This is a genomic window from Actinomadura sp. 3N407 (assembly GCF_052245875.1).
GTDB lineage: Bacteria > Actinomycetota > Actinomycetes > Streptosporangiales > Streptosporangiaceae > Spirillospora.
This window is the reverse complement of record NZ_JBQQBP010000004.1, coordinates 191,856-205,441: the sequence shown is the minus strand read 5'-3', so window position 1 is coordinate 205,441 and position 13,586 is coordinate 191,856. Positions and strand designations below refer to the sequence as shown.

Here is a 13,586-nt window from a genome sequence, read left to right as displayed (position 1 = left end):
GGAAGGGACGTACGAGGAGGACCCGTGATGAGCGAGACCGACGATCTGGAACCGCCCGCACCCGACGACCCGGGCGAGGCCGGTGAGGCCAACGAGGCCGACGCCGCCGAGCAGCGGGCCGCGCTCGACGAGGACGAGCGGTCCCGCGAGTGGTTCGCGCAGGTGCCGGACGACGTCAACGAGGCGGACGTGGTCGAGCAGCGGTTCGAGGTGCCTCTCGACGAGGACGACTACCGGTGACCCCGCGGGCCCCCCGCACGTGCGCGGCCTCGCTGGTCTCCGGCACAGTCAACAACCTTTCCGGAAGGTCGCGCCGTGGATGCCGGAGGCCCTGGCCCGAAATAGACTGACCTGCGTGAAGGAACGTCGACGTGCTTCGGCCGTGACCGGCGGAGTTACTCGCACGTAGGATGATGAGATTGTTCCCGCGCGGCGGACACTCCATCCGCCGCATCGATCGTTGATCGGAGAGTGTGGTGACCGCGACCCCGGACGCACGCCCCCGCGGCACGAGGCTGCCGCGACTGGCGCGCCGCAGGCAACTGCTCGGCGCGGCTCAGGAGGTGTTCGTCGCGCAGGGGTACCACGCGGCGGCGATGGATGAGATCGCCGAACGCGCAGGCGTCAGCAAACCCGTGCTCTACCAGCACTTCCCGGGCAAGCTGGAGCTGTACCTGGCCCTGCTGGACGAGCATGCCGAAGCCCTGGTGAAGACCGTCCGCGACGCCCTTGGGTCCACCACGGACAACAAACTGCGCGTCCAGGCGAGCATGCAGGCCTTCTACGATTTCGTGGCCGGCGACGGCGAGGCGTACCGCCTCGTCTTCGAGTCCGACCTGCGCAACGTCGCGCCCGTGCGGGCGCGCGTCGACCGCGCCAACCAGCAGTGCGCCGAGATGATCGCCCAGGTCATCGCCGAGGACACCAACGCCCCGGCCGAGGAGGCTCACCTGCTCGGGATGGGCCTGGTCGGCATGGCGGAGGTCAGCGCCCGCTTCTGGCTGTCGCAGCACCGGGCGATCCCGAAGGACACCGCCGAGAAGATCATCGCCCGGCTGGCCTGGCGCGGCATCTCCGGCTTCCCCCTCTCCACCGAGTCCACCTGACGGGGCCTCGACGGCGTGGGGGCCGTCCCCGCCGGGGTTTCACCCTCGGCCGAACGCCGGTGACGGCGCGGCGGACGATCTCCGTGCGAACATCGGGGGAAGAACCCGCCGGTGGTCGGCGGGTCATGAACGGACGACGGGAGCATCGCGTGCAGGTTCGCATCGGTGTGCAGAACGTTCCGAGGGAACTCGTGGTAGACACCGTGCAGTCGGCCGACGAGGTCCAGGAGGCGCTGGCGGACGCGCTGTCCGAGCCGCGCGGGGTGTTCGCGCTCCAGGACCGCCGCGCCGGCCGGGTCGTCGTCCCGGCCGAACGGGTGGGCTACCTGGAGATCTCCGAGGACGAGCAGCGCAACGTGGGATTCGGCTCCCAGTACGCGTGAGCATGGGTTTACCGCGTTCCACCGGGCCTTGACCAGCCCTTTGTTTCATTCCGGCACAGCGGGCATATCGATCTCCGACCACGGGCCCACGGGCCCCACGGAAAAGGAATGGATGATCGACATGCTCACGACGATCCTCTGGTTCATCGTCGTCGGTGCCGTCATCGGAGCCCTGGCACGGCTGCTCGTCCCCGGACGCAACCCGATCGGTGTCCTGCTCACGATCCTCGTCGGGATCGCCGGCGCCGTCGTCGGCGGAGTCGTCGCCGACGCGCTCGGCGCGGGCACGCCGATCGCCGTCGTGTTCGCCGTGGTGATCGCCGCGCTCGGGGTGGCCGCGCTCACCTCGCTGAACGCCCGGGGCGACGGCCGCCGGGGCCGGCGCCACGGCTGGCGCCCAGGCCGCCGCACCTTCTGACCGCGACGAAGTCGTGCAGCCGGGCGCGGGGGGCGCCCCTCGGAAAAGCACTGACCGCGACGAAGCGCGGCCCCCACCGGCCGGAAGCCTCCGCCACCTGCAGGCGGGGGCTTCCCCCGTTTCCGGGCACCGATGTCCGGAAGTGGCCGTTCTGACAGGCCTCTCAACCGGCCGTGCGCCGGGTTCGGCGGGTTCCGGCGGCCGCGGATACTCCCTGGCGGGCAGGGCATGGAATACATGAAACCGTGGAAACGTTGAGTCCTGTGATCGGCTATTGGTGTATGTAATCAACGGTCGGTACACTGCGTCGCGGAGTGTGACCGCACGCAGCCACAGCGAGTGACTGCTCTCAACCCCTGACTGCGGTCGCCGACGGATTTTGATCAACGGCAGGTCCCTCTCGCGCGAGCGCGCGGCCAAAGGAAACGAACGGCGGGCGTGCCCACACGGCCGCGCCCTCCGGCGAACCGCGCCGCACCCGGGAGCGGAGACCCCGCATATTGGAGGCTGAAAGCCCTGACTACCTTTCGTGAACTCGGGGTCGTCCCCGAGATAGCAGATGCCCTTGAAGCAGAGGGCATCGTTCAAGCGTTCCCCATCCAGGAACTCGCCCTGCCGATCGCGCTGGGCGGGCACGACATCATCGGCCAGGCCCGCACGGGCACCGGCAAGACCCTCGCCTTCGGCGCCGCGCTGCTCCAGCGCATCGAGCACGGCGGCCGCGCGCCGCGTGCGCTCGTCGTGGCGCCGACCCGTGAGCTGGCCCTCCAGGTCACCGACGACCTCCTGGTCGCCGGCGGCAAACTCGGCAGCCGCGTCCTGTCGGTCTACGGCGGGCGTGCCTACGAGCCGCAGATCGACGCGCTCCGCGAGGGCGTCGACGTCGTCGTCGGCACCCCGGGACGGCTTCTCGACCTCGTCAAGCAGAAGCACCTCGACCTGTCCCAGGTCGAGATTCTGGTGCTGGACGAGGCCGACCGGATGCTCGACCTCGGCTTCCTGCCGGACATCGAGCGGATCATCGACCGGATCCCGGCGCAGCGGCAGACGATGATGTTCTCGGCGACCATGCCGGGCGAGATCGTTTCGCTGTCGCGCCGCTACCTGACCCGGCCCACCAACGTGCGGGCCGAGTCGCACACCGAGTCGGACGCCACACCGCAGGTCGTCCAGCACGTCTTCCAGGCCCACCAGATGGACAAGCCGGAGATGCTCGCGCGTCTCCTGCAGGCCGACGGACGCGGGCTGACCATGATCTTCTGCCAGACCAAGCGGGCCTGTGACCGGGTCGCCGCCGATCTGGTGCAGCGGGGTTTCGACGCCGCCGCCGTGCACGGCGATCTCGGTCAGAGCCAGCGTGAGCGGGCGCTCCGCGCGTTCCGCAACGGCAAGATCGGCGTGCTGGTCGCCACCGACGTGGCGGCCCGCGGACTCGACGTCGACGACGTCACCCATGTCGTCAACTACGAGTGCCCCGACAGCGCCGACACCTACGTGCACCGCATCGGCCGGACCGGCCGCGCGGGCAAGGAGGGCGTCGCCGTCACGTTCGTCGACTGGTCCGACCTCACCCGGTGGAAGCTGATCAACGGCACGCTCGACCTGCCGTTCCCCACGCCGGAGGAGACCTACTCCACGTCCACGCACTTCTTTTCGGTGCTCGGCATCCCCGAGGGCACGAAGGGCAAGCTGCCGAAGGACCAGCGGCACGGCCGCGCCGGGCTGGACGCCGAGGAGCTGGAGGACATCGGCGAGACGGGCAAGACCCGCAGCCATGGCCGCGACCAGGATCGCGACCGTGACCGTGACCGTGACCGCGACCGGGAGCGACCGCGGCCGCGGCGCCGCAAGGGCAACCGGACCCGCACCCGCGCCGGCAAGCCGCTGGAGGCCACCGCGGGGGAGGCCGAGACCGCCGCGGACGACAACATCGTCGACGCGGTGGCCACCGAGCGCAAACGCAGCCGGTCCCGCCGCCGCACCCGCGCCGGCAAGCCGACGACCGGCACGACCGAGGCGTCCCAGAGCGCCTGATTCCGCCAGCATCAACCGCGAGACCACCCGCTCGGTCTCGCGGTTGAGACCGCGGTGTCAGAGCTGCGCGTCCCGCAGTTTCAAAGCGGTGTCGGGATGGTCGGTGACGAGGACGGCGACGCGCGGGTCGCCGAGGAACCGCCGCATCACCGGTTCGGCGTTGACCGTCCAGACCATCGCGGGGATCCCCGCGCGGCCGCACTGGCGCAGCACCCCGACGCGGGCCAGCCGGTAGTTCACGGCGATCATGTCGGCGCCCGCCTTGCGGATCAGCCGCAGCGGCGCGAAATCGTGCGCGACGCCCCGCTCCCACAGGTTGCGTCCCACCGACAGGGCCGTGCGCACCCCCGGGAAGGCCCTCTTGATCTGCACGAGGGACAGGACCTCGCGAGTGGTGACGACGAAGCCGTCCCGCCCGAACGCCTCGATCGCCAGCGCCACGGTCTCGTGCTCGCAGCCGCGTTCCTTGAGGTCCAGATGCCCCCGCGCCCGGCCGGCGATGATCTCGATGGCCTCGGTGACCAGCGGGACGGGCCGCGGCGACAGCTCCTGAACCCGTTCGTAGGTGAGCCGCTTCAGCGGCAGCCCGGCGAGTTCGGGGTCATGGTGGACGACGAGCCGCCCGTCCCCCGTCCGCCGGATGTCGATCTCCACGTACTCGGCCCCGGACTCGGCGGCCGCGCTGAGGCCGGTCAGGCCCGCTTCGTCGCGGCGATGCGCGGAGATGGCAGGCTTCGGACGCACGCAGCCGACGCTACCACCGAAACTTTTTCACCGGTGTCCGTTGTCGCCCATTGACTAGGGTGGTTCCCCGTGAGTACGCCCCGGTTCCTGACCCTGCCCCCCGGCGTCCGCCGGACGAACATCGAGACCTCCCGCGGTCCGTTCGCCGCCCTGGAGGCCCTTCCGGGATCCGGTGTGCCCGAACGCCGCCCCGCCCTCCTCGTCCCCGGCCTCACCGGCAGCAAGGAGGACTTCCTCGGCGTCCTGCAGACCCTCGCCGCGTCCGGCCGCCGGGTCGTGTCGATCGACATGCGCGGCCAGTACGAGTCGATCGGGCCGGACGACGCGTCCACCTACACCCGGGCCGCGCTCGGCGAGGACATCAGCGCCCTGCTGGAGGCCCTCGGCCCCGACCCGGTGCACCTCGTCGCCCACTCGTTCGGCGGGCTGGTCTGCCGCGAGGCCGTGCTCACCGACCGGGTCCGTCCCGCGTCGTTCACCCTGATGAGCTCGGGTCCCGCGGCCGTCACGGGGCCGGCCGCCGACAAGGCCAGGGCCCTGCGCGACGCCATCCCCGAACTCGGCATGGAAACGATCTGGTCGATCGCCCTCGAACCCGACTACACCGGACGCGGCCTCCAGCAGGAGATCGTCGCCTTCATCAAGGCCCGCACGCTCGGCAACTCCGAGACGGGCCTGATCTGCATGTCGAACGAGATCCTCACCGCGCCCGACCGCGTCGACGAACTCGCCAAGCACTGCGCCGGCACAGGCCTGCGCACCCTCGTCCTCTACGGGGAGGACGACGACGCCTGGGAGCCCTCCGCCCAGGCCATGATGGCCGAACGCCTCAACGCGTCCAAGGTCGTCATCCCCGGCGCCACCCACTCCCCCGCCTGGGACGCCCCCGAGACCACGGCCGCCGCCCTCCTCGCCTTCTGGAACCAGTCCGAACAGAACCTCCGTTAGGCCGGGGAACCCGGACACGCTGGCCACCCCCGCGGCGCACATCCCCTCCAGAACGGTGCGCGTGCGCCGGCACGGGGCTCGGTCATCCTGCCGTGGACGTCCCCTTCACCGCCCACCGGGTGGCCCACCGCTCAAGCCGCATGAGGTCCGTGCACAGGTCGCGGCCGTCGGCGGTCAGGGTGTAGCCGCGGTCTGCGCGCTCGACGATGCCGGCCTCGTCCAGCTCCGCGAGCCGCTGGGCCAGCACGCTGGAGGAGGCGCCGTCACAGTGCCGTTGCAGTTCGCGGAACGTGGAGGCCGGGGCCTGGGCGAGTTCCCAGATGACGCGCAGGGCCCAGCGTCGGCCGAGCAGATCGAAAAGCGCCATGATCGGCCTTCCGCCGGCCGATCCCCGGACCGGCCGGCCCGGCAGCGGTGTGGGTGAGGCGGCCGGCCGGTCTGAGCCGAGTGCCATGGGTCGGTGTCCTCCCCGATGAAACCGAGCGCTTCTGTTTTCGAAGCGCTCTGTGCTAGCGTCCCCGCATGCCTCGATTTTCAAAGCAGACGGTACCGCCACGGCTCCATCCCGTCGAACCCCCCTACGACGCGGAGACGGCCGCGGCCCTGGAAGCACTGGGCCCGCCCATCGCCCTGTTCAGGGTCTTCGCCCGCCGGCCGGAACGGGCACGCGGTGTTCACGGCTGGGGACGGTACTACCTGTCGCGCGAGTCGCCCCTGACACTGCGGCACCGCGAGCTGGTGATCGACCGCACCACCGCGCGATGCGGAGCCGAGTACGAGTGGGGAATCCACACCGCGGTCTTCACCGCGAAGGCCGGACTCGACGCCGGCCAGATCCGCTCCATCGTCGCCGGAGGCCCAGACGACGCCTGCTGGACCGATCCGGCCGACCGCGCAGTGCTTCACGCCGTGGACGGCCTGTGCGACACCAACGACTTGTCCGACGACCAGTGGCAGGCACTGACCCTCGCCATCGGCGACGAAGCGGCCCTGGACCTCCTCCTGCTGTGCGGGTGGTACCACGCGATCTCTTTCGTCGCGCGCGTTCTACGCCTTCAGCCCGAACCCGACACTCCAGCCTTCGCCGACTATCGCCCCTGAGCCACCGGCTCGGCTGTGCCGGGCTACGCCGCGCGGCGGTACTCGCCGGGCGGGACGCCGAAGTGGCGGCGGAACGCCAGGTGGAAGCCCACCGACGAGCGGTACCCGACGCGTTCCGGGATCGCCGCCAACGGCGTCGCCGTCTCGGTGAGCAGCCGGGCCGCCTCCCGCATCCGCCGGCCGGCCAGATGGCGGGCGGGCGCCTCGCCGACCAGCCGGGTGAACGCCGCCGCGAACGCCGACCGCGACATCCGCGCCTCCCGGGCGAGCGACTCCAGCGTCCACGGCTCGGCGTACCGCGTCTGGATCACCAGCAGCGCCCGCCCGATCGCCGGGTCGCGCAGCGCCGGCGGCATCCCGCCGAGACGGTCCAGCGCCACCCGCAGCGCCAGCACGAACACCAGCTCGAACGCGCGCAGCCCGGCCAGTCCCCCGTACCGCGCGGTCAGCCCCTCCAGCGTCCCGGACAGCAGCGGCTCGGCGGCCAGTGCCGCGTGGTCGAGCACGATGATCTCCGGCAGCGACCGGTACAGCGGCGACATCCCGGCCTCGTCGTAGTGGAGGCCGCCGCAGAGCAGATCGGTCACGGGGCCGGGCCCGTCCACCCGCACCTCGGTCGTGCTCCCCGCCGGGCGCCCGGGAAGCACCAGGTCCAGCGGGGTCGTGACACGTCCCGGCCGGTCGGCCAGCTCGTGCGCCGCTCCGTACGGGAAGACCGCCAGCTCGCCCGGGCCCAGCATGACCGGCTCGGACGCCCCGGGCATCGTGATCGCGCACTCGCCGGACCGCACATAGTGCAGGATCGCGTTGCGCTCCTGGTCGCCCCGGAACCCCCACGGCGCCCGCGCCTCCCAGCGGCTGGCGAACACGCCCTCCAGCCGCAGCGGAGCGAGCAGCTCATCGAGAAGATCTGCTGGACGATCGTTAATCAAACCAGGATCCACACTTATGGAAGATACTCCACACCTCCGGCACGCTGGGCACCATGACCGAGACATACCTGGTGATCGGCGCCACCGGCGCACAGGGCGGTGCCGTAGCGAAACGCCTCGAACAGGACGGGCACGGCGTCCGCGGCTTCAGCCGGAAGCACGGCGACCTCGCCGACCCGGCCGCCGTGCGGGACGCCTTCGGGGGCGTGTCCCGCGCGTCGGTGACGCTGCCCATGGTGTTCGACCCGGACCTCGTCGCGCGGTACGTGGACAACATCATCGCCGCGGCCCGCCACTGCGAACGGCTCGTCCTGAACATCAGCAACCGCCTGCCGGCGACCCGCACGTCCGTCGCCGCTTTCGAGACCAGGCGCGACGCGGCCGGCACCCTGCTCGACTCCGGCATCCCCACCGTCGTGCTGCGCCCGCCCGTCTACCTGGAGAACCTCCACCCGGCCGACGGTGTCCTGCCCTACCCGCTCCCGCCCGGCCACCGGGTGGCCTGGCTCGCCCACGACGACCTCGGCGCCCTCACCGCCGCCGCGTTCCACCGCGACGACCTGGTCGGAACCTCGATCGACATCGGCGGCAAGGACATCGTCACCGGCCCGGAACTCGCGTCCGCCTTCGACGCGGACTACGTCCCGCTGGAGCCCGACGCGTTCCAGACGTTCATGACACCGATGATCGGCGAGGCCGCCGCGACGGGAGTCGCGGACACCTACCGCTGGCTGTCCGCCCCCGAGAACGCGAACTTCTACGACGGCGACCCGGACAAGGTGGAGGCCCTCTTCGGCGTCGAACTCACGCCGCTCCGCACGTGGGCCGCCCGATGAAGGCCATCGAGGAGGTCATCGAGCACCACCGCTTCATCGAGTCCTGGCTGAACGGAACGGCGACCGGCCTGGGCGGCTTCTTCGACATGCACACGCCGGACTTCACCTGGTACGACCCGGACGGCGCCCTGCTCACGCTCCCGGATCTGCGCACCGCGATGGAGAAGGCCCACGGCACCGTCCCCGGCCTGCGCATCCGGATCCTCGAACCACGCGTGCTCCTGGACCGCGACGACCTGGCCGTCGTCACGTACGAAGAACACCATCCCGACAGCGCCCGCCGAGCCCTAGCGGTAATGGTTCCCGCCCCGGACGCCCGCAACGGCCTCCTTTGGCGCAGCCTCCACGAGACCTGGACACAGTGACCGGAGAGCGACCCACCGCAGCCACCACCGTTCTACCCTGGCCACGGTGCGATACCGATCGCGGAACTACGGCACAGCTGCGTGGCATCCGCACGTCGCGTCAGGCGAGTTCGAGGCCGCCGTCGAGGGTCAGGGTCTGACCGGTCAGCCAGGTGGTCCGCGGGTCGGCCAGGCGGAGGATCCAGGTCGCGACTTCTTCGGGGTCTCCTCGTCGGCCCAGGGGGATGCGGGCCGCCTCGTCCTGCTTGATCTGTTCCACGACGGGCTGCGGGAGGCCGGCGGCGGTCAGGGCTTCGCTTTCGGTCGGGCCGGGGGCCAGGGCGTTCACGCGGATGCCGTCGGCGGCCAGTTCGAGGGCCCAGCTCCGGGTGAGGTGTTCGAGCGCCGCCTTGGACGCGGCGTAGTGGGCGGCGCCGGGCAGTGGACGGTGGCCGTAGGTGCTGGAGACGTTGACGATCGTGCCCTTGGCCTGGCGTAGATGTGGCAGGGCGGCGCTCGCGAGAAGGCTCGGCGCCGTGACGTTCAGGTCGAAGAGGCCCGCGATGCCTTCGGCCGAGGTCTCCGCCAGCGGCATCATCTTGGTGGCTCCGGCGTTGTTGACCAGGACGTCCAGACGTCCCATACGGTGGAACGCTTCGCCGATCACTTCCCGCGCGGTCGCCGGGGTGCGCAGGTCGGCGGGGTGCACGGCGATTCGGGGGTGGTCGGCGGCGGTCGCCTTGAGGGCGTCCTCGCGCCGTCCGACGCCCAGTACGCGGGCGCCGGCGTCGGCGAAGAGGCGGGCGGCGGCGCGTCCGATGCCCGATCCGGCACCGGTGACGATGACGGCCCTGCCGGTGAAGTCCACGAATCCTCCCTCGTTCGATGATCGACGAACATCGAACAAGTTAGCATGGGCGCATGAAGCAGGCGCACCATCCCGATCTGGACGAGATCGGACTCGTGGGGGTGATGGGTGCGCTGAGTGACCCCATCCGGATGGGGCTCGTGCGGGTGCTCGCCGATGGGCGTGAGCGCGGGTGGGGTGAACTGCGGGCGCCGGTGGCCAAGTCGACGCTGAGCCACCACCTGCGCGTCCTGCGCGATGCCGGGGTGACGCGGACGCGCCAGGAGGGCACGCGCTGTTTCGTGGAGTTGCGGCGCCATGATCTGGAGACCCGTTTCCCGGGTCTGCTGGACGCCGTGCTCCAGGCGGCCTGTGACGATGACGTGGGGGCTCACGTCGGGGTGGCGGCCGATCGAGACGTCGGCTGAGGCCGGCCTTCCGGCACGGCAGGCAATGCGTTCGTGACCGAGACTTGGCGGGGCCGCACCCCGACCGAACTTCCCAACGAACTGAGCATATGCCACGCTCGGTAACGAAAGTGACTATTTCGGCGGGTGTGACGTCGCGCCGCGGAGGTCTCAACGTTCGTTCCGACCGCCTACGCGGCCGGTCACGGCCGCCCACTCGGGGGGAGGAACGATGCGGAAGGTAGCCGACTGCCGGGACATGCCGAGCGAGTCCGGGTGCACGCTCACCATCACCGGCGAGGAGGACGAGGTCGTCCGCGCCGCCGCCGAGCACGCGGCCTCGGTGCACGGGCACACCGACAGCCCTGAACTGCGGGCCGAGATCCGCGGCTCGCTCAAGGACGAGCAGCTGAGCGTCCGGTAGGAGGCGGATATGACTTTCGTGCAGATCATCGAGTACGAGACCAACCGCCCGGACGAGCTGGACGCGCTGTTCGACGAGTGGGCGACCGCGACCGAGGGCAAGCGGACGGTGTCGCACGAGACCCATGCGCGGGACCGGGAGAACCCGGATCACTTCGTGGACATCATCGAGTTCCCGTCGTACGAGGCGGCGATGCGCAACAACGAACTGGCCGAGACGCGGCATATCGCCGCGGAGATCCAGGCCCGGTGCACCAATGGTCCACGGTTCCTGAACCTGGACGTCATGCGCGACGAATCCATGTGAGGCCGGCAGGCACGGGCGGGGGTCCACGCCCCCGCCCGTGCGGCACTGGACAAACGCGTAACACAATGGTTACATGTTTGCCGTGGACGTCTTCGACGCCGTGGCCGATCCGGTACGCCGGCGCATCGTGGCCCTGCTCGGGACCGGGCCGCGGACCGCTGGGGCACTGGCGGCCGCGTTCCCGGAGATCAGCCGTCCCGCCGTGAGCCGTCACCTGCGGGTGCTGCGCGAGGCGGGGCTGATCACAGCCGAGCAGGCCGGCCGTGAGCGGCACTACCAGGTCGACCATCGACCCCTGCAGGAGATCGAACGGTGGCTGTCCACCGTCCGCGGGCAGGTGTGGGAGCAGCGCCTCGACGCGCTGGAGACGGAAGTCCACCGGACGCGGCGCGCACATGCGGCCGAGGAGGAACCACCCATGGATTCGAGGAGCGCGGGATGACACCCACCCCCACCGGCCGCCTGATCGCCACGGCCACCGGCAGCGATCTGCAGATGACGCGCGAGTTCAAGGCCCCGATCGAGGACGTCTGGGCGAGCATCACCGAACCGGAGCGGACGGCCCGCTGGTTCGCGCACTGGAGCGGGGACGGCCGACCGGGCGCCACGGTGCGGCTCACGATGACGCACGAGGAAGGCCGGCCGGAGAGCGACATGACGATCATCGCCTGTGAGCCGCCGCGGCGGCTGGAGGTCGAGGCCGTCGACGAGTACGGCCGGTGGCATCTGGAGGCGCGTCTCGAGGAGGCCGGTGGCGTGACGACGCTGACCTTCCTGCACCATCTCGACCCCGAGACCGAGCTGGCCACGACCGGGCCGGGGTGGGAGTACTACCTCGACATGCTCTCCGCATCGATCACGGGCGCCCCGCACCCGGCCTTCGACGACTACTACCCCGGGCAGCACGCGTACTACGAGGGCCTGTCCACCGGCTGAATCACCGTCCGGGTGATGAGTTTTCGCCGGTTCGGAGGTCTACCCCTCCGACGACGACTCCCACCTGGAGGATTCATGACGACTGCCTCAGCCACCACCGGAACCCTTCGGGTGCCCGACGCGCGGCTCCACTACGAGGTGCGCGGGAGCGGGCCGCTGGTGGCGTTCGTCGGTGCGCCCATGGACGCCCAGGCGTTCGAGCCGCTGGCCGACCTGCTCGCGACGGACCACACCGTCCTCACCACCGACCCCCGGGGCATCCACCGGAGCCCGGTCGACGACCCGGAGCAGGACTCGACGCCGCCGCTGCGCGCCGGCGACCTCGCCCGGCTCATCGAGCACGTGGACGCGGGGCCGGCCGTGGCGCTGGGCTCCAGCGGCGGGGCGTGCACCGTCCTGGCACTCGCGCAGGCCCATCCCGGGCAAGCCCGCGCGGTCATCGCCCACGAGCCCCCGCTCGCCGAGCTGCTGGACGACCGCGAGGAACTCCGCAAGGGGACGGACGACATGATCGCCACCTACCTCGCCGGCGACGTCATGGGCGCGTGGAAGAAGTTCATGGCCCAGGCCGACATCTCCCTGCCCGAGGGCGCGCTGGACCAGATGTTCGGCGGCGAACGCGACCCGCAGCAGGTCGCCGACGAACGGCGCTGGTTCGAGCACGAAATGTTCGAGACCTCGTTCTGGCGGCCGGACATCGCCGCCCTGCGCGCCGGCGGGACCCGCGTCGTCGCCGCCGTCGGTGAAGACTCGGCCGGGGAACTCTGCGACCGCGCGACCCGGGCGCTCGCCGGCGCCCTCGGCATCGAGCCGACGCTGTTCCCCGGCGGCCACATCGCCTTCACGGAGGACCCCGACGGATTCGCCGTCCGCCTCCGGGAGGTCCTGGCCGACATTCCCTGAGAACGGCCGCCGGAGGTCGTTTCCTCCGGGTGACCCGGCTGCTCGGCCGGTACCCGGGGGCGGGTGCCCGCCTGACCGCCGGGCTCAGAGTTCGCGATGCCGGGTCAGGCGGGTGCCGACCAGCGCCGCGGCGCAGGTCATCGCGAGAGTGAGCAGGGCGCCGGGGACGAAACGCGCCGGGTCACCGGTTCGGAGCAGGTCGCCGGTGGTGCCGATGAGGGTCGTCGGGACCCACGCGCGGGCGGACGCCGGTATCCCGATGGCGCCGAGGACGATGAGGGCGGCGATCGGCATGATGATCGCGCCGACCGTCCCGCGCATCAGGCGGGTGGACAGCACGGCGATGATCAAGATGGTCAGCACGCCGAGCTGGCCCACGTTGGACGTGAACATGTCGATGGCGTCGGCCGCGGCGGGCGGCGGCAGGTCCAACTGGACGCCGCCGCCGAACCGTTCGAAGATCTCCTTCTGGTACCGGGCCATGAACGGGGTCGTCAGGCCGAAGAACGCGTAGACGCCGAGGAGGGCGACCAGCCGCCTGGTGCGCACCAGCCGGAGGAGTTCGAGGCGCCACAGGCTCATGCGGTCAGCTCCAGGAAGATCCGCCGCCGGTCTGAACGATCACGGTCGCCGGCCTAGGACGGCCTGCGGCCGAGGAGCAGGTAGAGCACCCCGCCGAGTGGGATGGAGGCACAGCAGATGACGGCCCAGGCCCACTTCGGCAGCCCCCGGGTCCGGTCGACGTGCACGATGTCGATGAGGCAGTAGCCGACGAACGCCACCAGCAGGACGATGACGGGCGTGAGCGCGGCGATGGGCGGAGCGTCCGCCGCGAGATTCACCACGTGCCGCACCTTCCGTCGTCCGACCTCGCTGGACACCATATGAGGATCAAATGGGATGACGGAGCCCGGGGC

At 70.9% G+C, this 13,586-nt stretch carries 21 protein-coding genes; 15 read left to right on the top strand and 6 right to left on the bottom strand.

Translation table 11 applies throughout. The features are described from left to right. Positions 1–27 precede the first annotated feature (27 nt). The 5 genes from ACTWPP_RS11715 to ACTWPP_RS11695 all read left to right on the top strand — a co-directional run bounded on the left by ACTWPP_RS11715 (position 28) and on the right by ACTWPP_RS11695 (position 3,941). Positions 28–240, top strand: coding sequence for a hypothetical protein (locus ACTWPP_RS11715; RefSeq protein WP_443104214.1), 213 nt, complete (start codon positions 28–30; stop codon positions 238–240). A 236-nt stretch (positions 241–476) separates the two neighbouring features. Further along, positions 477–1,106, top strand: coding sequence for a TetR/AcrR family transcriptional regulator (locus ACTWPP_RS11710; RefSeq protein ID WP_443104213.1), 630 nt, complete (start codon positions 477–479; stop codon positions 1,104–1,106). Between the two features lie 149 nt (positions 1,107–1,255). After that, positions 1,256–1,489 (top strand): DUF3107 domain-containing protein, encoded by a 234-nt coding sequence (locus ACTWPP_RS11705; protein ID WP_443104212.1) that lies wholly within the window; start codon positions 1,256–1,258, stop codon positions 1,487–1,489. Positions 1,490–1,601: 112 nt separating this feature from the next. Next, positions 1,602–1,907, top strand: coding sequence for a GlsB/YeaQ/YmgE family stress response membrane protein (locus ACTWPP_RS11700; RefSeq protein WP_443104211.1), 306 nt, complete (start codon positions 1,602–1,604; stop codon positions 1,905–1,907). A gap of 552 nt (positions 1,908–2,459) precedes the next feature. Then, a complete protein-coding gene (locus ACTWPP_RS11695; RefSeq protein WP_443104568.1) occupies positions 2,460–3,941 on the top strand; it encodes a DEAD/DEAH box helicase in 1,482 nt (493 codons plus the stop codon). A gap of 57 nt (positions 3,942–3,998) precedes the next feature. On the opposite strand, the gene ACTWPP_RS11690 is transcribed toward ACTWPP_RS11695, so the two are convergent. Next, positions 3,999–4,685 (bottom strand): glycerophosphodiester phosphodiesterase, encoded by a 687-nt coding sequence (locus ACTWPP_RS11690; protein WP_443104210.1) that lies wholly within the window; start codon positions 4,683–4,685, stop codon positions 3,999–4,001. 69 nt (positions 4,686–4,754) lie between these two features. Between ACTWPP_RS11690 and ACTWPP_RS11685 the strand changes: the two genes are divergently transcribed. After that, positions 4,755–5,633 (top strand): alpha/beta fold hydrolase, encoded by an 879-nt coding sequence (locus ACTWPP_RS11685; RefSeq protein ID WP_443104209.1) that lies wholly within the window; start codon positions 4,755–4,757, stop codon positions 5,631–5,633. An 82-nt stretch (positions 5,634–5,715) separates the two neighbouring features. On the opposite strand, the gene ACTWPP_RS11680 is transcribed toward ACTWPP_RS11685, so the two are convergent. Then, complete coding sequence (locus ACTWPP_RS11680; protein WP_443104208.1) at positions 5,716–6,000, bottom strand: winged helix-turn-helix transcriptional regulator; 285 nt, start codon at positions 5,998–6,000, stop codon at positions 5,716–5,718. Positions 6,001–6,155: 155 nt separating this feature from the next. Between ACTWPP_RS11680 and ACTWPP_RS11675 the strand changes: the two genes are divergently transcribed. After that, complete coding sequence (locus ACTWPP_RS11675) at positions 6,156–6,734, top strand: carboxymuconolactone decarboxylase family protein (RefSeq protein WP_443104207.1); 579 nt, start codon at positions 6,156–6,158, stop codon at positions 6,732–6,734. 23 nt (positions 6,735–6,757) lie between these two features. Here ACTWPP_RS11675 and ACTWPP_RS11670 read toward each other — a convergent pair whose 3' ends face one another. Continuing rightward, a complete protein-coding gene (locus tag ACTWPP_RS11670) occupies positions 6,758–7,666 on the bottom strand; it encodes an AraC family transcriptional regulator (RefSeq protein WP_443104206.1) in 909 nt (302 codons plus the stop codon). 53 nt (positions 7,667–7,719) lie between these two features. On the opposite strand from ACTWPP_RS11670, the gene ACTWPP_RS11665 reads away from it, so the two are divergent. Together ACTWPP_RS11665 and ACTWPP_RS11660 are read left to right on the top strand one after the other, a co-directional pair. After that, complete coding sequence (locus ACTWPP_RS11665) at positions 7,720–8,502, top strand: SDR family oxidoreductase (protein WP_443104205.1); 783 nt, start codon at positions 7,720–7,722, stop codon at positions 8,500–8,502. Further along, positions 8,499–8,867, top strand: a complete 369-nt coding sequence (locus ACTWPP_RS11660) for a DUF4440 domain-containing protein (protein ID WP_443104204.1) — start codon at positions 8,499–8,501, stop codon at positions 8,865–8,867. The genes ACTWPP_RS11665 and ACTWPP_RS11660 overlap by 4 nt, the downstream gene beginning before the upstream one ends. Positions 8,868–8,967: 100 nt before the next feature. On the opposite strand, the gene ACTWPP_RS11655 is transcribed toward ACTWPP_RS11660, so the two are convergent. Next, complete coding sequence (locus ACTWPP_RS11655) at positions 8,968–9,714, bottom strand: SDR family NAD(P)-dependent oxidoreductase (protein WP_443104203.1); 747 nt, start codon at positions 9,712–9,714, stop codon at positions 8,968–8,970. Positions 9,715–9,767: 53 nt separating this feature from the next. On the opposite strand from ACTWPP_RS11655, the gene ACTWPP_RS11650 reads away from it, so the two are divergent. The 6 genes from ACTWPP_RS11650 (at position 9,768) to ACTWPP_RS11625 (ending at position 12,669) form a co-directional block, all read left to right on the top strand. Then, positions 9,768–10,121 (top strand): ArsR/SmtB family transcription factor, encoded by a 354-nt coding sequence (locus ACTWPP_RS11650; RefSeq protein ID WP_443104202.1) that lies wholly within the window; start codon positions 9,768–9,770, stop codon positions 10,119–10,121. A gap of 211 nt (positions 10,122–10,332) precedes the next feature. After that, a complete protein-coding gene (locus tag ACTWPP_RS11645) occupies positions 10,333–10,524 on the top strand; it encodes a DUF1059 domain-containing protein (RefSeq protein ID WP_443104201.1) in 192 nt (63 codons plus the stop codon). Between the two features lie 9 nt (positions 10,525–10,533). Continuing rightward, a complete protein-coding gene (locus tag ACTWPP_RS11640; protein ID WP_443104200.1) occupies positions 10,534–10,830 on the top strand; it encodes a hypothetical protein in 297 nt (98 codons plus the stop codon). 73 nt (positions 10,831–10,903) lie between these two features. Further along, the gene (locus ACTWPP_RS11635) at positions 10,904–11,272 is read left to right on the top strand and encodes an ArsR/SmtB family transcription factor (protein ID WP_443104199.1); all 369 of its coding nucleotides are present in this window, start codon (positions 10,904–10,906) and stop codon (positions 11,270–11,272) included. Next, positions 11,269–11,766, top strand: a complete 498-nt coding sequence (locus ACTWPP_RS11630; RefSeq protein ID WP_443104198.1) for an SRPBCC family protein — start codon at positions 11,269–11,271, stop codon at positions 11,764–11,766. The genes ACTWPP_RS11635 and ACTWPP_RS11630 overlap by 4 nt, the downstream gene beginning before the upstream one ends. 75 nt (positions 11,767–11,841) lie before the next feature. Further along, on the top strand, positions 11,842–12,669 hold the full coding sequence (locus tag ACTWPP_RS11625) for an alpha/beta fold hydrolase (RefSeq protein WP_443104197.1): 828 nt from the start codon (positions 11,842–11,844) through the stop codon (positions 12,667–12,669). Positions 12,670–12,753: 84 nt separating this feature from the next. On the opposite strand, the gene ACTWPP_RS11620 is transcribed toward ACTWPP_RS11625, so the two are convergent. Together ACTWPP_RS11620 and ACTWPP_RS11615 are read right to left on the bottom strand one after the other, a co-directional pair. Next, the gene (locus tag ACTWPP_RS11620; RefSeq protein ID WP_443104196.1) at positions 12,754–13,251 is read right to left on the bottom strand and encodes a hypothetical protein; all 498 of its coding nucleotides are present in this window, start codon (positions 13,249–13,251) and stop codon (positions 12,754–12,756) included. A 53-nt stretch (positions 13,252–13,304) separates the two neighbouring features. Beyond that, positions 13,305–13,514 carry a PLDc N-terminal domain-containing protein gene (locus tag ACTWPP_RS11615; RefSeq protein WP_443104195.1) on the bottom strand — a complete coding sequence of 70 codons (210 nt, stop codon included), beginning with the start codon at positions 13,512–13,514 and terminating at the stop codon, positions 13,305–13,307. Between the last annotated feature and the right edge of the window lie 72 nt (positions 13,515–13,586).